Genomic DNA, 22,645 nt, shown 5'->3' with positions numbered 1-22,645 from the left:
TTTTCCGCAGTTGAACACTCGACCAAGCGGCTACCGTATCGAGCGACGGGCGAACGCGCTGGCGAAGTCGACCACGATCGTCAACACGGCGAGGGCGAGCATCGCAGCGAACGCCCCGCGGTAGTCGAACGCGTGCAACCGATGATCGAGCAGCAGCCCGAGCCCGCCCGCACCGACGACGCCCACCACGATGGTTTCCCGAATGGTCACCTCCCAGCGATACAGGCCGAAGGCGACGAACCGCGACGCCACCGCCGGTACCACGCCGTAGCTGAAAACTTGCGCTTCGGTTGCGCCTTGCGCTCGCAAAGCCCGCAACGGGCGACCGTCCAGGTTCTCAGCTGCTTCGGCCATCAACCGTCCCAGGACACCCGCGGTATAAACACCGAGCGCCAAGGCGCCCGGCACGATTCCCGGGTAACAGACGAACAGGAACAGCAGCGCCCAGACCGGTGGTGGAATCGCTCGCAGCACAACAAGAATGATCCGGACCGCGACCATCGAAGCGGCTCTGCCGGCCCGCCGTACGAGACCGCCATTGGTCCGGCGCCCGAGCTGTGACAATCTGGCCGCGGGAAACGCGAGCAGCACGCCGGTGAAGAAGGCGAACACCATGGCGAGCACGGACATCGCCAGTGTGACGGCCGTCAGCTCGATCAGATTGCCGATGCCGCCGGGCCCGAGATCCGGCGACCAAGCATCACCCAGCACCGTCACTGCCCGGTGCCAGTTGCCGCTGTCGCCGAGCACACGCACGTCGAGACCTATCCACCAGATCGACAGCACGGCAAGCAGAATGCCTACGAGCAAGGAGCCGATCAGCACTGGGTCGTGCGACGGACCGTTATGCCGGCGCCGCACCCATCCACTCCAGACTTCGGCTGCGGCGTTCAACGCGATCAGCGCATACAGCAAAGTCCAGATTTCGTGGTAGCGCAACGTCTGAAAACTCAGCACTAGTTCATAGCCGAGACCACCGGCACCGACGATGCCGAGGATCGCCGCGCTGCGAATCGCGCAGTCGAAGCGGTAGAAACTGTAGGAGACCAGGTCCGGCAACGCTAGCGGGACAAGCCCATACAACATCGCCGGCAGCTTCCTGACCCCAGCGGCTTGCAATGCTTCATAGGGCCGCCGGGGTGCTTCATCCAGCAGCTCGGAGAACACCTTTGCGGTGACGGCGCCGAACGGGATGCCGATGGCGAGCACCGCGACCATCGGGTTGAGTCCGAAGACGAGCAGGAAGAACAGCGCCCAGACCACCTCGTGAATTCCGCGCGGCACCGCCAGTACCAACCGCGCAACCGCCCACCCCGCCTTGCTACGTCGTGCCCGACCTCGAACACCGGACATCCACCACGCCTGCGACGCCAAGACGCCTCCGACGATGCCGATCACAGTGCTCAGCAAAGTTCCGAGCACCGCGTACGCGAGCGTGGTCAACGCCGCGATGAGCGTTAGTACGAGAAACTTCTGATCGAGCTCAGGGTGCAGCGCGGTTCCGAAGAACTCGACGAACGCTGCTCCGCCACCCGGCAGAATCACTGGCTTGTGCCAAATTCCCAGCACTACCGAGCCCGCCACCGCGCCCCCGAGCAGTCCCGACCACACATAGCGTCGGCGAGCGGCAAAACCCCTACCCGTAGCCTGTCTCAATCGAGGACCACCGCATGCGGGCGCGACGGTCACCCCATTCGATTCGAGCTCAGTGGTCTTGACGATCATCGTCGGACGACAGTCGGCTCGAGTACATAGAGTGCTTCGATTTCTGTGTCGCTCAGGTCTTTTCGAGAACAATCGAAGATCAACCGGCCCGCCCGCAGGCCGACGATCCGGTCGAACCGGCTCAATGCCAGGTCAACGTCGTGGAGACTCGTGATCAAAGTGACGCCGGCCTCGATCGAGAGCGCGAGCAGCAGGTCGATAATCTGCCTGCCGCGAGCCTGATCCAGACTTGCGACCGGCTCGTCGGCCAGAATCGCGACGGGCTTTTGCACCAGCACACGTGCGATCGCGACCCGTTGCTTCTCGCCTCCGGAGAGCGAGCCGGTCCGCTCGTTGATCTTGTCACCGATGCCGACCCGATCGAGCGCCGCACGCACTGACCGCAGTTCCTGCGGCCGTACCAACGACAGAACACCTTTCCAGAACGGCCAGCTGCCCAGCCGGCCCGCATTCACGTTGTGCACTGTCCGGAGCTGGTCGACGAGGTCGAACTGCTGGTAGATCGTGCCGATTCGGCGCTGCGTCACACGCACCGCACGGACATCTGCGGTCGTATATTCGCAACCCAGCGCGCGCACGCGGCCTTCCGTCGCGACGGACGTGCCATTGAGCAGTCCGATCAACGTCGTCTTGCCCGCGCCGCTCGGCCCGATGACCGCAATCCGCTCCCCCGGCGCCACCGTGAGATCGATGCCCGCGAGGGCAACTGTTGCTCCGTAACGCACGGTCACGTCCTGGAGTTCGAAGACTCGATTGGCCATTGCGATCAATTCAGCAGTCCCAGATCGCGTGCCACAGCCTCGATTTGAGCGTAGTTGGCCACCTCGGTCGTGATGAACTTCTTTGCTGCGAACGCCTGGAGGATCTCGCGCTCGTGCTGGTCGCTACCGTCGATCGACAGGAACGTCTCGGTCACTTTGCGCGTGAAACCGTCCCCGAACCTCTTGTCGAGATCCGGGCGGGCGACCCAGCAATAGTCGTGGTAGGACGGTGTGCGAAAGACTTCGCGAACCTTCGACGTGTCGATTGCGCCTGAGGCCAACCGGTCATCCCACACTGCGGCGTTCAGGGCACCTACTTCGTATGCCCCCTCCTGGACGAGCTTCCAGGTTGCATCGTGTGAGCCGGAGAATCCGGCCTCGCCGATGAAATCCCCGATACCGACGCCCGCTTGCTGCAAAAAGTATTGCGGCATCAGCCGACCCGAGGTCGAAGTGTCGGATCCGAAGGTATAACGGTGCCCGGCAAGCGTTTTCAGGCCGGCGATATCGTCGACAGGTGTGATGTTGCTCGCCACGTTGGCGACGAACACACTTCGAAATTCGGCGTCGACATCGCGCTGCGCGATCGGCGCCGCGCCCGCCAGTTGGTGCGTGGCCTGCACCGCAGTCAGCCCGCCGAAGAACACAAGATCGAGATCCCCGCGGACGAACGCGCTGACCGACGCCATGTAGTCCGTGACGGGGACGTATTCGACCTTGACCCCGAGTTGGTCACTGAGCCAGTCGGCCAGCACGCCGTAGGTCCGTTGCAGTTTTTGCGGATCCTGGTCGGGAATCGCCCCGATTCGTAGCTCGGCATCGCCGCCGACATGGTGCGGGTTGCCCGGCGAGCCGCCGCATGCGACCGCCAGCAATACGCTGAGTGCGAGAAGGACGGCGCGACCCAGATGTTTCATTCGGTATCCAACTTCCTCGGTGAGAACGCCACTTTTCGTCGGCGTAAAGCATTGCCGTACAGGCAGGAAACCCGTTTGCTCAGTTCTGTGTCATCGCTGTCGCCGTCGGCACCGGCCGTTCCGCTCCGCATACGAGACAGAACCGGAACATCTCGTCAACGAAGGACCGGCACCCGGTGCACCGCCAAGTGCGGAAGTCACCGCGGCCTCGATCCCGGTTGTCGACGCGGTGCAGATCATCGGTGTAGTGCGTGAAGTAGCGACCGATGCGTGCGTCGCGAACAACATCCAGGTCGCGAAGCCGATCGACGAGTTCATCGATCACAGCCGCGACCGCTTCCGCGGTGATGTCAGGGTGTTCGCCGCGCGCTTCACCGTCGCGCATGATGTCGACTACCCGCTGAACTGTCCGCGAGAAGTGCGGATCGAGCAGGTTGTACACATATGGATCCGATGGCGAGTAGTCGCCTCTCGGGAGAATGTCGGTGATACCGAAGAAGAACTTCAGCATCAGCACGCGTTCGAACGAACGCGCGGAGCGGAAGCTCCGGTACAGCATCTCATTCTCGCGAAACAGCGCTGTGCTGATCGCGCGCCGGTAGTTTTCGTACGTCTCGAAGCTGCCCCGGCTGGTGTCGGCGGTATCCAGGGCGCGGATCGAGGCTTGCACGGCCATATACGCAGTGCCGGAACCGAAGTTGAGCCCTGGTGAGAACAGCGGGTTGACGAAGAACGCGGAGTCCCCGATCGCAAGCCAGCCGTCCCCGGCCGCGCTCTCGAGGTCGTGCACCATGTTCTGGAAGCTGAGGATCGGGTGGTTCTTTCCGTACGGATTCTCCACCCGTTTATAGTGGCGGAGCACCGCCTCGACACCCGGGTAACGCTTGACCCAGTAGTCGAATCGGTCCTGCGTATTGAGGTGTTTGCTGTCGTCGCGGTCGTTCCGGACGACCACGCCTATGCTGACGATTTCCTCGGTCTCGCCGCCGAATCGCTTGGCGAACTCGGCCCGCGTCGGCACATTGTCGCCGTCCTCGATCGGCAGTTCGTCGAGCATCGCGCCGACCATGTCGTCTAAAGCGTCATCCGGCATCGCGTCCCAACTGCAGACGGTGATGAACCACCACCAACCTTCCGGGAAGCAGAGATGCCTGGTTGCGGCGATATCCCAGTGGTCGAGGTCGGGGTGTGAAACTCGTTTGAAATAGCCGAAATATGTATTGGCGTCGATAGTGTCCCGAGGTTTGCGCCGCTTGCCGAGCGACCGCGGGATCACCGAGGCGATCCCACTCGCGTCGCACACAATCGAGGTCGTCATCGTGTATTCGCCGTCGGCCGCACGACAGACAAGCGTGCTTCGTGGTGTCTCGACCGTACTGCGGGCAACATCCACCCGGCGGCCGGCGCGGACATCGATGCCCATCCGCGTCGCGCATTGCAACAGCGCTGTTTCCAGGACGCGACGCTCGACTTGGAATGTCTCCTCGATCTCGACCACATCAATGTGTGTGGTCGGCTTCGGCTGATCCGGTCCGACCCACCAGAACGCGAGTCCAAGTTTGTTCGCGAAGAGCCGGCGCAACATCGTCTGCGACAGCCCGAGTGAGCGCAGGCTGCGCACAGTGGTCGACAAGGCGCTCTCACCGACCTTGTACCCAGGCCGGGTCCGCCGATCCATCACCACGATTCGGGTCTCCGGACGGGCCCGCTTGAGCCAGATCGCGTACGCCAGGCCGATCGGACCTGCGCCGACGACCACGACGTCGACGTGCTCAGTCCGGTTGCCTGATGAATCGGCGCCGCGCTCTCCGCTGCCAAGGTGACCGCGCACCCTGCTGCACACCTGCCTGAACTCGCGCGCCAACTGCCGCAGCAGGGCCCGGCGCCATTGGACACGCAGGGCCGCCGAGGATTCTTCCATCGATCTCCGTGCCGAACCGCTCAGTCGCGCAACCGTACTCGGGAACAACGCACGGACCGTCAGTCCAGCCTCGGAATTCGAGCCCACGTTCGCTGTCGCGATCCAGTCTCCAGGGAGATATCGACCGACTTCACGCTCTCCGTACATCGTGACCAGTTCGCCGTCGAGCACGAGCCAGACGGCGTCCGCATGGCTGTCTGCCCCGACGAGCGTCCGACCGCCTCCGATTGTTTGAATCCGCAAGGAACGGATCAGTGTTTCGAGATCTGGTCCGACTGTCGAGCCGAACTCGTCGGAGTCGACGAGCAATGACCGCGCGCGCTGAGCCTCGCCGGGCTCAATCGGATCGCTGTCGATCGAACTACCAGCGCCGTTGTCCGCGCCTCGATCCAGGTCGTCGGTCGGCGGGTGCACTTCGGCGAGCTCGGTGAACAGGTCCATCTGTTCCGACTTGAGCTCTCTGAGCTCCATCTCGAGATAGTCCAGCAGAGTTTCGGCAAGCGCTGGATCGCTATCGGTCAACGCCGAGAGCTGGTCGTGCGCCAGGTGGATGACGGCGCACGGGGCCGCAGCGATGACCGTAGCCTCGGACGGGCCCGGATCCAGCAGATCAGCTGGGCCGATACACGCACCCGGCCCGGCTGTCCACCTTCGTTCGGTTCGACCGGCTTTCTGCACAACCACGTCGGCCGTCCCGTCGACCAGAAGATAGAGATCACTGCCTGCATGCTTCTGGCGAGTCAAGGCCGTGCCGGCCTCGACCTGTTCCCAACGACCTGCGGTAAGCAGGCGCTTCATCGCGGTCTTCGTCAGTCCGTCGGTGAGCCGGGGAAACACCCGGGCGAACCGCAGAACGTCGGATTCCTGAATTTCGTTACCGTCCATCATCAGTGGGCCTCGTCGAATGCTCGTAGTGCACTGTTGAGGAGCCGATTTGCCTGCTGCGACGTCACTTGACCGCTGGCACTCAAGTCGCTGACCGATTTGCTGACGCACGCTCGATACTGATCTGCCGGGACAGCAGGATCGGCGTAGCTGCAGGGGATTTCGGGGAAGGTGACCCGTTCTCCGGGCCTCACGTCGTAGAGCTTGTTCCGCACGCCACCCGGCCACAGCACCTCGACGACGGCGCTACCCGCGTCGCCCATGCCGAACGTGCCCTCGAGTTCGTCCTGCGAAGCAAAACTCGACCCCGCGATCACCGGCCTGATCGCAGCGTGTGCTCCCGCCGGGGTGAACTTCACGACCGCACCGATACCGCTCCGGTTGACCCGCGCTCCGTCGGTCAGGCCGATGCTCCCGACCGTGCGGACCGCGGCGGAGCGGTTTCCGTTGCCGCCGTTGTTCATTTCGACAACCAGGTCGCCGTCCTCCGTGTGCTTGCCGGTCGGTGTGTAGAGCACGGTGGTGCGCCGGTTGCCGCCCAGCGGCGCGTAGACCTCGAGGAATTTCGCATCATCGAACGGCGAGTTGAAATTGAACTGCTCGACATCGTGGTACGGCGTGAGGTCGCCGACGTTGCGGGACGATCCAACCGAGACAACATCATCGAATCCGTTGTGATCGAGGTCGGCGACGGCCACCCCGAGCACTGTCCGATGCCAGTGATCGGCGCCAGATTGTGTGAACGCGTCGTCGGAACTGAAGGACGGAAAGAAGCCGTTGCGCACGCCCTGCGGGCCCTCGTTGCGCAACAGTGCTCCTGGGTTGTCGGCGGTCACGACGGACAACGCGTCCAGTGATCCGTGATAAGTGATGTCGGTCGAGCCGTCGTTGTCGTAGTCGAGTGCCGACGCACCCCAGCCGAAGGGCGTCGCGTTCAGTCCACCGAGGCTCGGATCGGCAGCAGTGGCAACGGGATTGCGGACCGACGACCTCCGGGGATCCACGAAGGTGCCGTCGGGCCTCTGCAGCATCCAGCGACTAGACCAGTCGCCCAGATCCTGCGTCACGATCGGCACCGGGGGATTCATCATCACGTAGTCGCCGAAGTTGGTGGAGAAGAAGTCGATCGTGCCGTCGAAGTTGAAGTCGCCGAACGCAAGTCCCATCCATGCCCCCGGTTCGGCAAGACCCACGTCGTAGGTGACATCCTGAAAGTGACCGGTGCCGTCGTTGCGGTACAGGCGGTTGAAGCCGCGGTCGACGCCGCCGTACTTGCTCATGAAGAACGCGCCCTGATCATTGGCCACGACGAGGTCCGCGTCTCCGTCCTGGTCGATGTCGACCGCCGCAACAGCCCACGAGATGTCCCCCAGCGGGACCGGCGCGACGCCGCCGAGGTCGATCACGCCGAAGCCTGAGGTCGCAGTGGTATCCGCGAATGTCAATCCACCTGTGTTGCGTAACATTTGGTTCTGTTGCGTCAGGCCGTAAGGCACGCCGACGATCGCCAGGCCATCCGTCATAGAAAACGTGTTGGCGATCGCGATGTCGAGCAGGCCGTCGTTGTCGAAGTCCGCCACAGTGCAGCTCGTGTGGTTGAGATTGCCAAGGCCCGCGGCGCTCGCGTCCGTGATGTCTTGAAACGCACCGTTACCGAGGTTCTTCAGCAGATGGTTCGGCTGGTTGCGTCCGAGCACGTACAGGTCTATGTTTCCGTCGTTGTCCAGATCTCCGGCACACGCGCCGTTGGCGTCCATCGCCGTGAGTCCAACACCTGCGCTCGACCCGACGTCGACGAAGTTCGACTGCCCTCCCTGCAAGTCGTTGCGATACAGGCTGTTCGGCCTGCCGGGGCCGTTGGTGACGAAGACATCGGAGTCACCGTCGCTGTCGTAGTCGAAGAGAACAACGCCAGGCAAGCCTCGGTCGTGTACTGGCTCGGCCACGAAATCCGCGTCGTTGGCAACAGGTCGTTGCCGATTCCCCTCACGTCGAGCGAACTCGGCCGGCGAAGGCGCCCGGCGATAGTCGCCGAAACTCGAACCCGGAGTGATATCAGTGAATGTCACGCCAACTCCCGCGGCGACCGCAGGTCTCGGCACCACACCAACGAAAATAATAACCGTGACAGCCGTCAACACACTTGCCCAGCCATGGCCGACTTTCAACGTCATTGCGCCTCCATATGCCGCAAGGCTCTGCCTGGAGAGCCACTGCCTCATCGCCACCTGAGTGCGATCCCCAAGGAGCCAGAACTATCTATGAGAGCGAGATCTCACATTATGCACTCCCTGATTTACAATTTATCCATTCCGGACGATACCGCGCTCTACATGCGATAGTCAATTGGGCAGGATTCACATCAGAGAGACCCTCTCAATTGCTCGACAAAGTCTCACACCTGTGCCTCAAAGGCTGCCCCGACAGTGCGAATACAGACCTATACATACCATTGCCGATAAATTGCTACTGATAGAAAACGCCGGTACGATGTACTATAATATCCCGAATGGCGAGGTTTGCGAAGAGCATTCAAGTCAGACAATCGAGCACTTTAGGATCCTTCGCTCAGAGGTTGCTGATGTAGTACCGATTAGTCAAGGCGAGGGATCGCCCATAGAACGCAGAGGAAAGACCGTGCTCCGGTCGTCTTCCCGTGGTCCGACTCGAATGCATTACCGGTTCGCTATGAAGTAACCATCGAAGCACTGAGCACTCGAATTATTGGCCATTAATTGTTACCGAGCACGCCTCAGTGTGCTACATGGTTGGCTGCTTCAACGTCGTGTGCGAACCTTAGCCACGCATTGCCACATTGGCGAGCTAGCTGGATCACTGATTCGACACAATGCGGGGGCACCGTCCTCGCCTGCTTCATCGGACTGTCACGGACCACGTACGTATTCAGGAATCGCAACAGCTCCCGCCCGCTCTCGGAGTGGCGCAACGATGGGTCTTTGGCAAGCCTTTGGAGAATCGATAGGTCGATCTCCTGTGGCAGGACCTCGCGGGACACGCGCTTGCGCGCCAAGGAGGCGTCGGAGACATCACCGCTCGGCAGGGGCGTTCGATCATCGGCGTCGATGCGACGCCGATGCGACGGAATCGGGCTTTCGCCGTTGCGGATCCGTTTACGGACGTCATGCGCAGTCCCCACCGAGATCCCGGCGCCGACCGCGATCTCCCGCAGAGAAGCATTCGGACGCTCGTCCAGTATCTCCGCCGCGCGCCTCCGCCCCATCTCGGGGTCGAGCGGCCGAACCTTTCCGTCCGCGCCGATGCGGCTGCTCAACTGCGAATGTTCCGAGGTTGATCCATGGGCACGGACTGCACCGACGGTTTTGTCAGACAGTCCGACATAGCCGGCGATCGCCCGGTTCGACAGTGCCGGTGAGGACTCGATGATCCGACGGGCGGCCGCCACTCGCTCGGCCAATGAAAGCGGCAGGCCGTGGGCATTGTTCTCCTTTACCGCACAGATGAACGCCTCCGACTCATCGCCGTCGAAGAATCTCACCTGGATTGTGTCCGCTCCCGCCAGCTTGGCTGCGTAGAGCCGGTGCATTCCGTCGATCACTCGCATGGTTCGACGATGCACAAGAATAGGAGGCGTCGCGGTCTCGACCTCGGAAAGGCAACGACAGTAATCCTCGTTTATGCCATGAAAGCGAGGAGAGTCGGCCGGAAGTAACGATGCAATCGGCACCAACAGGCTTTCGAGTCTACTGAGCGGTTTACTATTCGATTCCTCTACCAATTCGGTAGAATTGGCCTCCGAGGATCCTGGTTGCTGCTTCATCTTTCACCTTCCCCCTCACCAGTTCGGGCAGTGTAACAAGGGCTCCACGAACCTGCCTCGTGAAGCCGATTCGAAACGAGATCTTTTAACAGAAAGGACCGAAAAACAAACGTCCGATGGGTTAGCGTTAACTAACGCTTAAGCGCTACGTCAACTGGTCGAGACATTCATACTGCTGGCTTGGGCAATTAGAGCGGGATTCGCACCTCTTCGCACGCTGGACTCCCCCCGGCTAAGATGGTTCCGATTGAAAGGTCAACCGAATCTTAGCATGTCTGTTGCGAATTCAGTGTTCATCTCGCTGAAAGCTGTGGAATGAAGTCAATTTGTCAATATGTCAAGCGATCAATGCAGTCATATCGGGCCGAAAAATGGAAAGGCGTAGCACGAGGCGTCCAATTACTTACGTTGCCCGACCCGTGCAATCAACGGCATCGGACAATCAAGGAGTTGCCCGGCTGAAGGTCGACCAATTCAGCCGGGAGGAGTTGGATGGTGCGAGTGGAATTCAGCGTGATCCTGCCGATCGGCGGACGGAGGCCGGCATATTCGCCTCGAGCAGCCAACATAGCCATCGAGCTGCGCGTGTCGGTGCGCACGCGGTCTTGCCCGGTCGACCACCACACCTTCCACGCAGCGTTTTCGGTACCCCGCCACACCCCCCGATTTCAACGGTAGCAATTCGCTATTTCTACCGACCCCGGCTGATCCGGCGAGGTACGGTTCTATGAACTCGCGCACCGCCGCAATGACGGTCTGAGTAGTCGGGCAGGCGCGAGAGTGATCGACCGACTTCAACGGCTGTCTCCCATTCCGAATCTGCGGCTCGAGATCCCTCGCGGGTTCCCGGAGCCCGGCGGTTCCGTGGGCACGTGGTTATCTGTTGTACGGCAGCTTGCTCAGCCTTGGATGGTAGTCGGATTTGAACTCGACCGGGCGGTTTGTGCCGATACAGTACATGAGCCGATCGCTCGCGCGACTCAATCAAACCCGAATTACGGTGTCGCCCTTAGCGACTCGCCAACCGACCTGTCACATCTCACTCGACCGCTTCGGAACCCGCTCCTGTACAACAGAAACACTGGCCGACGGAACAGACCCGAGCAGTCACCGCAGCTCGACATCCGGAAGCAATACGACGGCAGCGGGTTTCGGCTGTCCAACCCATCGCTGTCGGCGGTATTACCCACCTCGCGCAATGCCCGCACCTGAGAAAATCAGTGGCTCGCACCGGCTCACAGGACGGTCCTATCAACCTAGGTAAGGACGCCGTGGCACGTTCGCAGTTGCCGAGCGCCGACAGTCAGGCGCATGGTCGAAAATCTCGGAGCCGGGTTGTCGAACACGGTCCGATATTCCTTTGCCGGAAGATGGTGTTCTTCATGGTTTTCCCGGCGAAGTGCGCTAGCGGTGAACAGATGCCCTTTCACATTCGGTTACCGACGTGATCAGCGCCGCGACCGCGATCAGGATGTCTTCGGAGGTGCTCATGCGGCCCAACGACAGCCGTATCGCGCTCAGCGCACGATCTGCGTCCATGCCCATCGCGGCCAGAACTGGCGAAGGGCTGAATATCCCAGTGTGGCAAGCCGAACCCGTAGATGCTGCGATCTGTGGTGTGGCCGCGAGGATTTCGTGCGCACGCCCGCCGTCGATACTGATGTTCAGCGTGTTCGGTAGCCGATGCCCTGCACTGCCGTTCAGGTGAATCCGACCGGGAAGGGCGGCGGATAGCTGTTGATACAGCTGGTCACGCAGACGCTCGACACCGGCCGAGGCGCCGCAGGCAAGATCCGCGGCCGCCAGTTCGGCGGCGACCCCGAGTCCAGCCGCGAACGCGACGTTTTCGGTGCCCGCGCGCAGCTGATGTTCTTGGCCGCCGCCGTAGATCACCGGTTCGAGGACGAGGCCTTCGCGCACATAGAGCGCGCCGATTCCTTTGGGCGCGTACATCTTGTGCCCGACCACCGTGAGCAAGTCCACTCCGAGTTCGGCGACATCGACGCCGATCTTGCCCGCAGCCTGAGCGGCGTCGCAGTGCAACAGCGCGCCATGACGGTGGGCGAGCTCGGCGAGTTCGGAAATCGGCTGAAGCACACCGGTTTCGTTGTTGGCGGCCATCACCGAGACCACCGCCGGCTGCTCATCGATCGCAGCGGCGAGCGTGGCGGGATCCAGCCGCCCGTCCGATTCGACAGGCAGAACAGTGACGCGCACACCGTGCAGTCGGGCTAGCGCATCGCAGGTCGCCAACACCGCGGGATGCTCGGTGGCCTGCGTGATGAGGTGGGTCGCTGGGCGCCCGGGTGCCAGGACTGCGCCGCGCAGCGCCAGCAAGTTGGCTTCCGAGCCCGAGCCGGTGAAAACGATCTCGCGCGCCGCGGCACCGATCAACTCCGCGACCTGAGAACGAGCGGCCTCGAGCGCGGCCGCGGTTCGACGGCCGTACGCATGGTCGCTCGAAGGGTTTCCGAACGCCTGGGTGAGATAGGGGATCATCGCGTCGAGGACACGCTGGTCGACCGGGGTAGTGGCGTTGTAGTCCAGATAGACCGGAGGGGTTGCCGACGCTGCCGTCATACCAGCTCGGCTACATCGACAGGAAGTCCGGCGAGTCGCCACTCGAGCATGCCGTCGCGAAGCCGAATAGCGCGCCTGCCCCGGTCGTTGAGCAGACAGACGGCGTCATAGGCCATCACGCAGTACTCGCCTCGGCAGTACACCACGATGTCGGCGTCGTCGGCTAGTTCGCCGATACGCTCACCCAGTTGATCGACGGGAATGCAGACTGCCCCGGGAATGTGGCCGGCCCGGTATTCGGGTAGCGGGCGCACATCGAGAATGACGATCTCACCGCGGGCATCGCGGGCGATTAGGTCTTCGCGCGTCACTTCGTGTCCGTCATCGCGTCCGAGGTAGTTGGCCCGCGCCGGGAGGACCGCCGCCTGGTGGGCCTCCGCGACCTTCCGCAGCAACGCGAACAGCTGCGCTACATCAGCACCGGCCAGCCGGTAGTAGATCCGGACTCCCTCTCGGCGGGTAACGACGAATCCAGCCTGTTTGAGAGTCTGCAGATGGGCCGATGCCGTGGTGAGGTTCAAACCGCCCGCGACGGCCAGCGCTTCCACCGTCCGCTCACCTTGGGCGAGCAGATCGAGGAGCAAGAGCCGTTTGCCGCTCGCTAGTGCCTTGCCGCTGGCGGCGAACGCTTCGTAGAGGGCTGATTTCGCGGAGGCCCGGTCAGCGTCCATGTTTCCTCCAAAAACCCCGTGCCATAACACATCTCGCAGCGACCCGGTTGCTTGCCGCAATCGCATGACCTACTCTACTCATATTCCATGTTTTATTGGAATAGCATTTCGCTTGAACACATGACACAGGAGTTCTGCGATGCCGTCCGATTTCACGCTCGTGCCCGTCATCGACGAGGGCCTGGGCAACTCGACCTACCTGCTCGACCTCGGTAACGGTCAAGCCCTGGTCCTCGATCCTGAACGCGATGTCCGGCGAGTGCTCGCCGAAGCGCGTCACCGCGGCCTGCGGATCGCCTACGCCGTAGAAACTCACATGCATGCGGACTTCATCTCCGGAGTCCGTGAGCTGGCCGAGACCGACGGCGCGACTGTGCTGGCTCCCGAGGTCGGCCCGCGCGGATTCGCGGTGACAGGTATGCGCGACGGGCAGCGTCTCGCGGTGGGTTCGTTCACGCTCCAAGCCCTTTCCACCCCTGGTCACTCCCCCGAGCATCTGTCGTACCTGCTCTACGAAAACGATGACCTTCTCGGCGTTTTCACCGGTGGGTCGCTGATGGTCGGCACCGCAGGGCGCACCGACCTGGTCAGCCCGGACCAGACCGTGCCGTTGGCCCGCGCCCAGTACCACTCGCTGCAACTGTTGATGGAACTACCCGACGACACCCCGGTCTGGCCGACCCACGGTGCGGGGTCATTCTGCTCCTCAGGAGTAGGCGGGGACCGGGTGAGCACGATCGGTAAGGAGCGTGCCACCAATCCACTACTGCAAGTCGACAATGAGGACGCGTTCGTGGAAGCCCTCCTGGGCTCGCTGGGTACCTTCCCTGACTATTTCCTGCGCCTAGGTGAGGCCAATCGCGAAGGGCCCGCCGTTTTGGGCGAGACCCTCGAGCTCACTGCATTGACCTCCGACGAAGTACAGAAGTTGGTCGCCGATGGCGCGCAAATCGTCGACGTCCGCCCGGCCTCCGACTTCGCCACCGCGCACATACCCAATGCTCTGTCGATCACGTTGCGTCCGGTCTTCGCCACGTGGCTGGGCTGGCTCAGCGATCCGGACCGACCGCTCGTCATCGTCCGATCCGCAGATCAGGACCCCACCGACATCGTTTGGGAGGCAGCCAAAGTCGGGTTCGACGCTGTTTCAGGGGAGCTCGGTGGAGGAATGGACGCATGGAACGGTCCGGTAGACGCCGAGACAGTGAAATTCCTCGACGCCGAGCAACTGAGAACCGACTCACCGGTGACGGTTCTCGATATCCGGCAGGCCGGTGAGTTCGCGGCGGGTCATGTGCCCGGTGCCCGCCACGTCGAACTCGCTTCGCTCGCCCACAACCCGATTGAGCTACCAGACGGTCCGGTGATCGTCATGTGCGGGCACGGCGAACGGGCGATGGCCGCGGCGAGCATTCTCGAGGCCGCCGGAAAAACAGACGTACGAGTGCTGGCCGGGCACCCTGCCGACTACGCCCGCGTCCACGGACAGGAGCTGCTGACCCAACGATGAACCTGCCGCGCTCGGTGTTCGTATTGGGTCTGCGGGAGAACGCGGCCCAGTTCACCCTGCTCGTCGCGGTAAACGCGCTGGTCGGTGGCATGGTCGGTCAGCAACAAACGGTGGTGCCGCTGCTCGCCGAATCCGAGTTCGGACTCACCGGCTACACCTTCATCTTCACCTATGTCGCAGCCTTCGGAATCACGAAGGCGATTGCCAACTACTTCGCAGGAACTTTCTCTGACCGCTACGGCCGCAAACCAGTCCTCCTGGTGGGCTGGCTGTTCGCGCTACCGGTTCCGCTAATGCTGATCGCCGCACCCAACTGGGGCTGGGTCGTCGCAGCCAACGTTCTGCTGGGTATCAATCAAGGTTTGACCTGGTCGACCACAGTGGTTATGAAAATCGACCTGGTCGGTCCCAACCGCCGCGGGCTGGCCATGGGGCTCAACGAAGCAGCCGGATACGGCGCCGTGGCGGTGAGCTCCCTGCTCGCCGGGTATCTGGCTGAACAGTATGGGTTGCGTCCGGCGCCGTTCCTGCTCGGGTTTGCCTACGCCGCACTGGCATTGGCGTTATCGGGGGTCTTCATCCACGAGACCCGCGACTACGCACGACTGGAGGCCGCCGACTACAAGCCGTGCGCAGGCACTGTCGGCGATCACCTGCACGCCGATCTGACAAACCGCCAGATCGCCCTCCAAACCAGTCTGCAAGAGCCCGCCCTGTCGGCAGCCAGCCACGCTGGGCTGGTCAACAATCTCAACTTTGGATTGTCATGGGGATTGTTCCCGTTGCTGTTCTCGACCGCAGACCTCTCCGTCGGCCAGATCGGCCTCTTGTTCGCCTTGTACCCCGGCGTCTGGGGAGCCGGACAACTGCTCACCGGAGGGCTCTCCGACAGGATCGGTCGCAAATATCTGATCATCGGCGGGATGGCAATCCAGGCGGGGGCGCTCTCGGTGATCGCATCGTCGAGTGCGTTCGCCGGGTGGGCGACCGGCACCGTGCTACTCGGCGTCGGCACCGCGATGGTCTATCCGACCCTGCTCGCCGTGATCGGTGATGTCGCCCATCCGATGTGGCGCGGGCGCGCAGTCGGCGTCTACCGTGTCTGGCGCGATCTCGGCTACGCCGTCGGCGCCGTCCTCGGCGGTATTGTCGCCGACCTCATGGGCCTATACGCCGCAGTCTGGGCGGCCGCGGCGGTCAGCGCCGCGGCCACGCTCCTATCAGCGGCCCGCATGTACGAAACCCACCCACCGCACCTCGGGCCGCGTCGGTCGTCACGCCTCGAAGGCAACGCGAGCTGACTGCTCCACACCCGCAGAGCGCCCTGTCCGGCGGACGCAGACTGGTCGACCAACGATCGACTTCTACGTCATGAACGAATTCGGCGGCGGTACGTCCTGTACCCGGCTCACGCAGTCAGAGCCGACGAGCAACGAGGACAGCGTTGGCTCCAGGACCGTCGAGTCGCCGTATTTCAATACCTTCGAACCCACACGCGGCCACCCATTCGCGATACTCGGTCTCAGAGTAGTTCTTCCCCGCGGTGGTCTCGATCACCATGTTCAGACCCATCAACGCCGCGTCGGCTGGTCCAGCGCGCCGAGAATCGAGCATCAGCTCACAGACCAAGAGTGCTCCGCCTGCGCGAAGGGCGTTGTAGCTCTTGCGGATCAACGCGCAATTGGTCGCTGGATCCCAGTTGTGGAGTACCCCGCTGATCAAAATCACGTCAAACCCTTCTGGAAGGGCGGGATCCGCGATGAAATCGCCTGCTACGGTGTCGATTTGGTTCGCCAGGCCCGCGTCTACGATGCGAGCCGCAGCGTCGGCACAGACGTGATCCAATTCGTACAGCGTTCCACGCAGTGCTGGATTTCCCCGGCAGAGTTCGATCAGGAAAGCCCCCGACCCGCCGCCGACGTCGAGGAGGCGATGATGCGCACCGAAGTCATAGGTGTCCGCCAGGCCACGCGCCGTGTAGGTCGCCGCGACATGCAGCGCCTCCCAGAACATCTCGGTCATGACCCGGTCCTCGCGGGCGAACGGCGAATCCTGCGTGGCAGGGTCCCACGTCATCGGTCGATCTGTCCGTAAGGCCTCGACCAAACGACCCCAGGCTGGATACTCCCGCGCATCACAGAAACGGACAAAACCTCCGAAATAGTCGGGTCTGCCTTCAACGAGAAATTGTGCCGCCGTCGCGGAGTTGCCGTACTCACCGTCCTTCTCTACGAGCAAGCCCAATGCGGCGCACGAGGCCAAAAACATGTCGGCCGGGCGCATCTTTATCCCAGCCTCGTGCGCGATCTCTGCTGAACTCAGCGGCCCGGTTCGAGCAAGGAGCGTGAATATCCCCAACTCGACAGCGGCCGCCAAGGTCTTTGCCCGCCAGAAATTTGTGGCAATCTCCATCAATCCGGTCGGCGTCAGCGCCACTTCGCCACGCTGTACTGAAGTCATCGTCCCTACCTCCTAGAGTACCTGAGCTCGATTCGACTCAGCCTCTGCGCCGTTTACGAGCTCGTGTCGATATCACCGGATAGGACGTGGCGACAAAATCCGGGCTCATGACGATGCGACGAAAGTCGACCAACTCCGCTGCAGTCAGACCAGTGTTGACAAGAACATTTTCGAGTCGTCGGGTGACCACGTGGTGGAGCCTCATCCCGGCGGTACCACCGGGGCACGCACGAAACGCACCCTCCGCCGTGACTTGTTCCATGCCCAGATCAATCAGGCAGCCATACGCTCGGTGGCCCCACTCATGATCCATGCCTGCATGCTTGATAATGTCGGTGATCTTGGCGATTACTCGTCGATACAGAGCTTCTTCCTCCGGCCCAGGCGTCTTCATGACAACCGGCGGCAGTACCGTTTCGAACTCATCCAGGACTATCCATCCACCAGGCCGCAACGACTTCGTAAGCGTTTCCAACACAACCTCCCGCTCGTCGAGATGCCCGAGCACAAGGCGTGAATGCACGAGATCGAATTTTTCGACTGGAAGCGAGTCGTACCGCACATCGTGGCGCGCGATAGTCACGTTCGCACAGTCGAGTTCGGGCACCGACTCGAGGTGCGATGTATCGATGTCGGTGACTGTGATGTGCCCCTGTTCGCCCACAAGTCGACCCAGCCAACCCGCCACGCTGCCTGATCCTCCGCCGACCTCTAGACAATGCCAGCCGGCCTGCACATCGAGTGAGCGCAGGCTCGCGAAGGTAACCGAATCCAGCACTTCCGCGAGACATGTCACATGCTCGTCGTTGAGTCCGTCGGCGGGATCGAAGACGTACTCACTCATAGGACTACCTCCCCTATCAGATTTTGACTTGCTCGTCCGAAGCTTTTCTCGTTTTCCGATTCCGATTTCACACCAGCGGTGACCCACGTACCCATCGAGATTTCCGCAGTTATTCCCGGCCCAAAGCCGGCGATTATTCCGCGATCAAGGTCTGCACCCGGACTCTCCGCAAACTTCCGTGCCAGGGCATCCAGAACGACGACACTCGCTATATTTCCGTACTCGGTCAGTGTGGCCCGACTGTGGCGAAAGCAAGAACCGTCGACACCGAGCAGTTCCGATAAGTCATCCAGTATTCGTGGCCCGCCCGCGTGGATGATGTAGAAGTCGAGATCCGAGACATTCCAGTGCAGTTCGTCGGCCAGCGCAGCCAAGGACGGGGCGAGCATACTCATCGTATGTGGGACTCGCTTGTCGAGTTGGAAATGAAATCCGGTGTCTTTCACGGCGTAGGATATCCAACTCTCGGTATCCGGAACCAACCATGATCCGTTTCGTTCCAGCCTGACTCCCCTACCGCCTTCCCCTCGAACCACTGCGGCACCGATTGCATCACCAAAGAGCCCGTTCGACAACAACGATCCCACACCGAGGTCATCCGGCTGATAGCACAGAGAGCAGAACTCGCAGGCAACAATGAGCACGTTTTTCGCGGGATAGGCAGTGCAAAAATCATGCGCCCTGTTAATCGCGGCCCCACCGGCAGCGCATCCGAGCTGCGCGATAGGTAGCTGCTTGGTCGACGATTTGAAGTGGAGCTCGTTGATCATCCAGGCGGTCATGGACGGCATCGCGAACCCCGTACACGAAACATAGATTATGAGATCGATATCGCTTTCGACGACATCGGCGTTTCCTAGCGCTCGGTGCACGACCTTAGGTATACGTGCGCGGGCTTCACGCAGGTAGACCATATTTCGCTCTTCGAACCCAGGGTGGCACAGGGTCACATCCAGCGGTTGGATCAGATGTCGCTTTTCGACACCGGTATTATCGATCAGCCGCAGCGCGAGCGGCAGATCGGGATTCCCGGCGTGCATCTCGGCGGCGAGTTGGAGAGTTTCTTTTCTCGAAATGGTGTACTCGGGGACCGCGATTGCTGGTCGACACAAGATTGCCATTACGTCAACCTCCTTATCGGGCTGCGGTTGTGACTGACCGGGCAAGTGCTTCGAGAGTTGGGATCAGCGAACTCGGCGGATTTTGTGACTGCGCCTCGGCGGCCACCTCCATGGCCCTGCCCCGCATGAGTGAATTCTCGGACAGCAGTGAATCAACGAGGTTTGCGATAGTCTCCTTGCGCGCCATCGTCGGCGCCAGATCGATACCGATGCCACAGGCCGCGATCCGCTGAGCATTCGCGAATTGGTCAGCGAACTGAGGCAGTACGAGCTGGGGCACGCCGTGCACGAGCGAGGTCATCGTGGTTCCAGCCCCACCGTGATGGACGATTGCCCGACAGCTCGGCAGTAACAATCCGAGCGGAACCCAAGATGTGACAAAGACATTGGGTGCCACCGCAACCCTGTCTGACACCCGATCCCACGAGCGGGGGTCTATCGCCACAACGATATCCACGGACAGCCCGGACAAACCGTCGAGTATCGAGCACATTACCTCTGCGGCCCAAGGCAAGTTCGGCAGAATCGAACCCAGGGTGACGCACACTCGCGGCCGCTGACTCCTATCGTTCATCCACGACTCGTACACAGCGGCACCGTTGTAGGGCACGTACCGGACAGGCACGGTGGTGGAACTCGATGGCGCCTGATGAAAACTGGGCGGGCAGACATCGATGTTCAATGCCGCGGCCAGATCGACGTTGTCGTCCAAACGACCCGCCGCTACCAGCGACCGCTTTGCGCTGCTGACTATTTCACCAGATACCGGCAAGCTCCAGCGATGTTCGATCAGCGGGATCCCGCGCTCCGCAGCAAGTACCGCTCCGTCGAAAGCGGTAGGTTCACTGATGATCAGGTCGGGATGCCACTCCTCCGCAAGCTTCGCGCTGCCGGGCAGAACCAACTCGGCCAAGCGCGCGAATCCCTGCCCCATTGCCTCGTCGCTGATCGCCAGATCACTCGGCTGCGGCGGTCCCGCCTGCTGACGACCATCCAGCATCGCTTCCACGATCGTGATGGGGCCGTAGGACGATGCGAAAGCTAGTCCCGCCTCGACAACAGGGTTCCGCATATTCTCTGGTGCGACAACCAATATCTCATGGCCAGCCGCTCGAAGACCCCAAGCCAACGGCACCATGGGATATAAGTGACTGGTAGCCGGGCCGCACGTAATCATCGCCCGCATGGGCAAACCCCCTCGAATTGCCAAATTCTGCTTGATGTCTGATACAGAACCTTAATGGCCGACCAAGGGAAGATATAGACCTTTCATCTGAAAGCACCGCGCACTCACCGTCTACAGCTGCCACACACTTACAAGAGGATCCCCGCATCGGAATACCGCGCCGGTGACAGGGCTTGCCGGCCGATGTTCTGTTGTCCGACAACCGGTTTCGGGCACCAGGCCAGCCCGGCGGCACGAGCCCGGCACCGGCAACATCGACTCACCAAATCGCGCGCGAGCTACCAATAACGATTCGCATTTGACGCTTGCGATATCGCTGCGCCTTCAATCGAACCACAGAGCGTGGAAATGTCATCGGCCTCAGCCGAGACTGAAGACGTCGCCGTATTTTCGGCTGCGCAACCGACTTCATGCCCAATAATTGTGGCTTCAGACGGTAGACGACGAGCACTCCGACTCGGCGTCTCCGCGTGGAAGACATAAGCCGTTGCGGATCAGGCGATAGCACGTAGTTCCTCGGCGGTGATCTCCTCCAGCGAGCGGCGGCGCGTCTCGACCAGGAAGGCGATGCCTGCCGCCGCCGCGATGGTCATCGGGACGGCGCTGATGAGCGCGGTCATCGAAATCGATGGTGCCGCAACGGCGAGTACCACGAGCGCGAGCACGATGATGCCGCCTGCCTTGCTCATGCCTGCCGCCAAACCGGTGCCGCGGGAACGTATTCGCGTCGGGTACACCTCGGCGCCATAGGCGACGAGTACCGCCACCACCGAGCTCGCGCCCCAGATCGGCGGGATGAGCAGCGCGTACAGCAGAATCTTGTTGTCCGCGATGCGATCTCCGAGCGCGACGAAGCCGAACAGCGAAACCGCAAGTAGTGCACTGAGTATCACCATCGTCCATTTCGAGGAGCGGTGATAGCAGTAGGCGACCAGGAAATTGAGGGGGAAGCCGATAAGCGCGGAGTCGCGCAGGATCTGATCGGCCGAGACGCCGCTGTACCCGAGTTGGCGCAGGTTGGTCGGCAGCCAGAGCTGAAAACCGTAGACGACCAGGCCGACACCGAGACCGACCAGCACCAGGACAGTGGTGATCCCGCCGAACGGCGCCTGCACGAGCCGGCGGTATCCCCCCTTGACACCGGATTCGATTGTCAGCTCGGACTTTTCGACCTCGGTGATCGACGCGTTGTAGACACGCAGCACCTGCTCCGCCTCCCGGCGGCGGCCCAGCGCCAGCAGGAAGCGCGGCGACTCCGGGATCCATCGGGTGAGCAGAATGGTCAGCAAGCCGGTCGGGAACCCGATCAGCCACATCACCCGCCAGCCGTAGCTGTCGCCGACGGTGGCCGACAGCCAACTGGTGATGATGTAGGCGCCCGCGATGTCACCACCGATCAGCACCATCAGCCAGCCGCGATGCCGCGCCGGAATCGTCTCCGCGAGCAGGGTGAACGCGATCGGCAGCATGCCGCCCGCGCTGATGCCCATGATCAGGCACATCAGCAGATTCAGCTCGAAACTCGGCATCGCACCACACACCGAAGTAGCCACGAAGAACACCCCGGCCAGCAGAATCGCCGCCTTGCGACCGATTCTGTCGCTGAGCCAACCCCAGATGAACGAGCCGATCACCGTGCCGGTGATACCTGCCAGGGGCAGCAGTGCAGCCGGTAGGCCACCACCAGGATTGGTCGCGGTCTTCAGGCCGTATTCCTTGGCGACGCCGGGCACGACGAACGCCAGCGTGGTCGGCTTCATCACATCGATGGTGATCGCCGCGGCCATCACGAGCAGCAGAATCACATGCACGCGATTGATCGGAGCGTCGTCGAGCGCGCGCACCCGCAGGTTTGCCACCTGATCACGCTGTGCCCCAACAGGAACGAGTCCATAGGCGGTGACGACGAGGCCGACGACGATCAGCGCCATTCCTACGATCATCGACGCATCCATGGGCATGTCCGCCATGTGATAACCCATGTGCCTGGACTCCCAGTACATCGGAAAGTGCAGCGCGGTGCCCAAAGTTGTTGCGGCGAGCCCGAACCAGAAGGCACTGGTACGCCGCCGAATAGACGCCGGGCGAGGTACATCGTCGAAATGCTCGGTCGCCGTATCCAACTGCTTGTCGTTATGCACAGGTATCTCCATTCCCGACCGTACGAACAGCAAGCCAAGTGCACCCGATGTGCCGACGCGATTGCAGCATGACGGGCAAAATCCGAGGTGGCGAGCAATACTCCCGCCTGGCATGGCTGCGCCT

The 22,645-nt window shown here is 61.8% G+C and carries 15 protein-coding genes; 2 read left to right on the top strand and 13 right to left on the bottom strand.

From position 1 onward, the window contains the following. Positions 1-30 precede the first annotated feature (30 nt). From DMB37_RS36980 to DMB37_RS36945, 8 genes are all read right to left on the bottom strand, one after another. Complete coding sequence (locus tag DMB37_RS36980; RefSeq protein WP_206055109.1) at positions 31-1,545, bottom strand: ABC transporter permease; 1,515 nt, start codon at positions 1,543-1,545, stop codon at positions 31-33. 176 nt (positions 1,546-1,721) lie between these two features. Beyond that, positions 1,722-2,486 carry a phosphonate ABC transporter ATP-binding protein gene (locus tag DMB37_RS36975; RefSeq protein ID WP_135236672.1) on the bottom strand — a complete coding sequence of 255 codons (765 nt, stop codon included), beginning with the start codon at positions 2,484-2,486 and terminating at the stop codon, positions 1,722-1,724. Positions 2,487-2,491: 5 nt separating this feature from the next. Beyond that, on the bottom strand, positions 2,492-3,403 hold the full coding sequence (locus DMB37_RS36970) for a putative selenate ABC transporter substrate-binding protein (RefSeq protein ID WP_135236671.1): 912 nt from the start codon (positions 3,401-3,403) through the stop codon (positions 2,492-2,494). Positions 3,404-3,482: 79 nt separating this feature from the next. Beyond that, a complete protein-coding gene (locus tag DMB37_RS36965) occupies positions 3,483-6,122 on the bottom strand; it encodes a cyclic nucleotide-binding domain-containing protein (RefSeq protein ID WP_167769052.1) in 2,640 nt (879 codons plus the stop codon). Between the two features lie 89 nt (positions 6,123-6,211). After that, on the bottom strand, positions 6,212-8,383 hold the full coding sequence (locus DMB37_RS36960) for a CRTAC1 family protein (RefSeq protein WP_167769051.1): 2,172 nt from the start codon (positions 8,381-8,383) through the stop codon (positions 6,212-6,214). A gap of 578 nt (positions 8,384-8,961) precedes the next feature. Continuing rightward, a complete protein-coding gene (locus DMB37_RS36955) occupies positions 8,962-10,008 on the bottom strand; it encodes a ParB N-terminal domain-containing protein (protein ID WP_206055108.1) in 1,047 nt (348 codons plus the stop codon). 1,404 nt (positions 10,009-11,412) lie between these two features. After that, entirely contained in the window at positions 11,413-12,588 is a 1,176-nt protein-coding gene (locus DMB37_RS36950; protein WP_135236668.1) for a cysteine desulfurase family protein, read from the bottom strand. Then, entirely contained in the window at positions 12,585-13,259 is a 675-nt protein-coding gene (locus tag DMB37_RS36945; RefSeq protein WP_135236667.1) for a metalloregulator ArsR/SmtB family transcription factor, read from the bottom strand. The genes DMB37_RS36950 and DMB37_RS36945 overlap by 4 nt, the downstream gene beginning before the upstream one ends. 139 nt (positions 13,260-13,398) lie before the next feature. On the opposite strand from DMB37_RS36945, the gene DMB37_RS36940 reads away from it, so the two are divergent. Continuing rightward, positions 13,399-14,769, top strand: coding sequence for a rhodanese-like domain-containing protein (locus DMB37_RS36940; RefSeq protein ID WP_135236666.1), 1,371 nt, complete (start codon positions 13,399-13,401; stop codon positions 14,767-14,769). Next, entirely contained in the window at positions 14,766-16,070 is a 1,305-nt protein-coding gene (locus DMB37_RS36935) for an MFS transporter (RefSeq protein WP_135236665.1), read from the top strand. The genes DMB37_RS36940 and DMB37_RS36935 overlap by 4 nt, the downstream gene beginning before the upstream one ends. Before the next feature lie 115 nt (positions 16,071-16,185). Here DMB37_RS36935 and DMB37_RS36930 read toward each other — a convergent pair whose 3' ends face one another. From DMB37_RS36930 to DMB37_RS36910, 5 genes are all read right to left on the bottom strand, one after another. Further along, complete coding sequence (locus DMB37_RS36930) at positions 16,186-17,229, bottom strand: methyltransferase (protein WP_206055107.1); 1,044 nt, start codon at positions 17,227-17,229, stop codon at positions 16,186-16,188. Positions 17,230-17,266: 37 nt separating this feature from the next. Then, positions 17,267-18,073, bottom strand: coding sequence for a trans-aconitate 2-methyltransferase (locus tag DMB37_RS36925; protein WP_135236664.1), 807 nt, complete (start codon positions 18,071-18,073; stop codon positions 17,267-17,269). Beyond that, positions 18,070-19,194 carry a type III polyketide synthase gene (locus DMB37_RS36920; protein WP_135236663.1) on the bottom strand — a complete coding sequence of 375 codons (1,125 nt, stop codon included), beginning with the start codon at positions 19,192-19,194 and terminating at the stop codon, positions 18,070-18,072. Before DMB37_RS36920 ends, DMB37_RS36925 begins: the two co-directional genes overlap by 4 nt. A gap of 13 nt (positions 19,195-19,207) precedes the next feature. Beyond that, positions 19,208-20,332: a nucleotide disphospho-sugar-binding domain-containing protein gene (locus DMB37_RS36915; protein ID WP_370465269.1), complete on the bottom strand. Its 1,125-nt coding sequence runs from the start codon at positions 20,330-20,332 to the stop codon at positions 19,208-19,210. Positions 20,333-20,874: 542 nt separating this feature from the next. Then, complete coding sequence (locus DMB37_RS36910; RefSeq protein WP_167769049.1) at positions 20,875-22,521, bottom strand: MFS transporter; 1,647 nt, start codon at positions 22,519-22,521, stop codon at positions 20,875-20,877. Positions 22,522-22,645: the final 124 nt, after the last annotated feature.

Origin of the sequence: Nocardia sp. CS682, from assembly GCF_004634405.1 — a bacterium.
GTDB lineage: Bacteria > Actinomycetota > Actinomycetes > Mycobacteriales > Mycobacteriaceae > Nocardia > Nocardia ninae.
The sequence above is the reverse complement of the archived record's forward strand: the minus strand, read 5'-3'. Positions and strand labels throughout refer to the sequence as shown.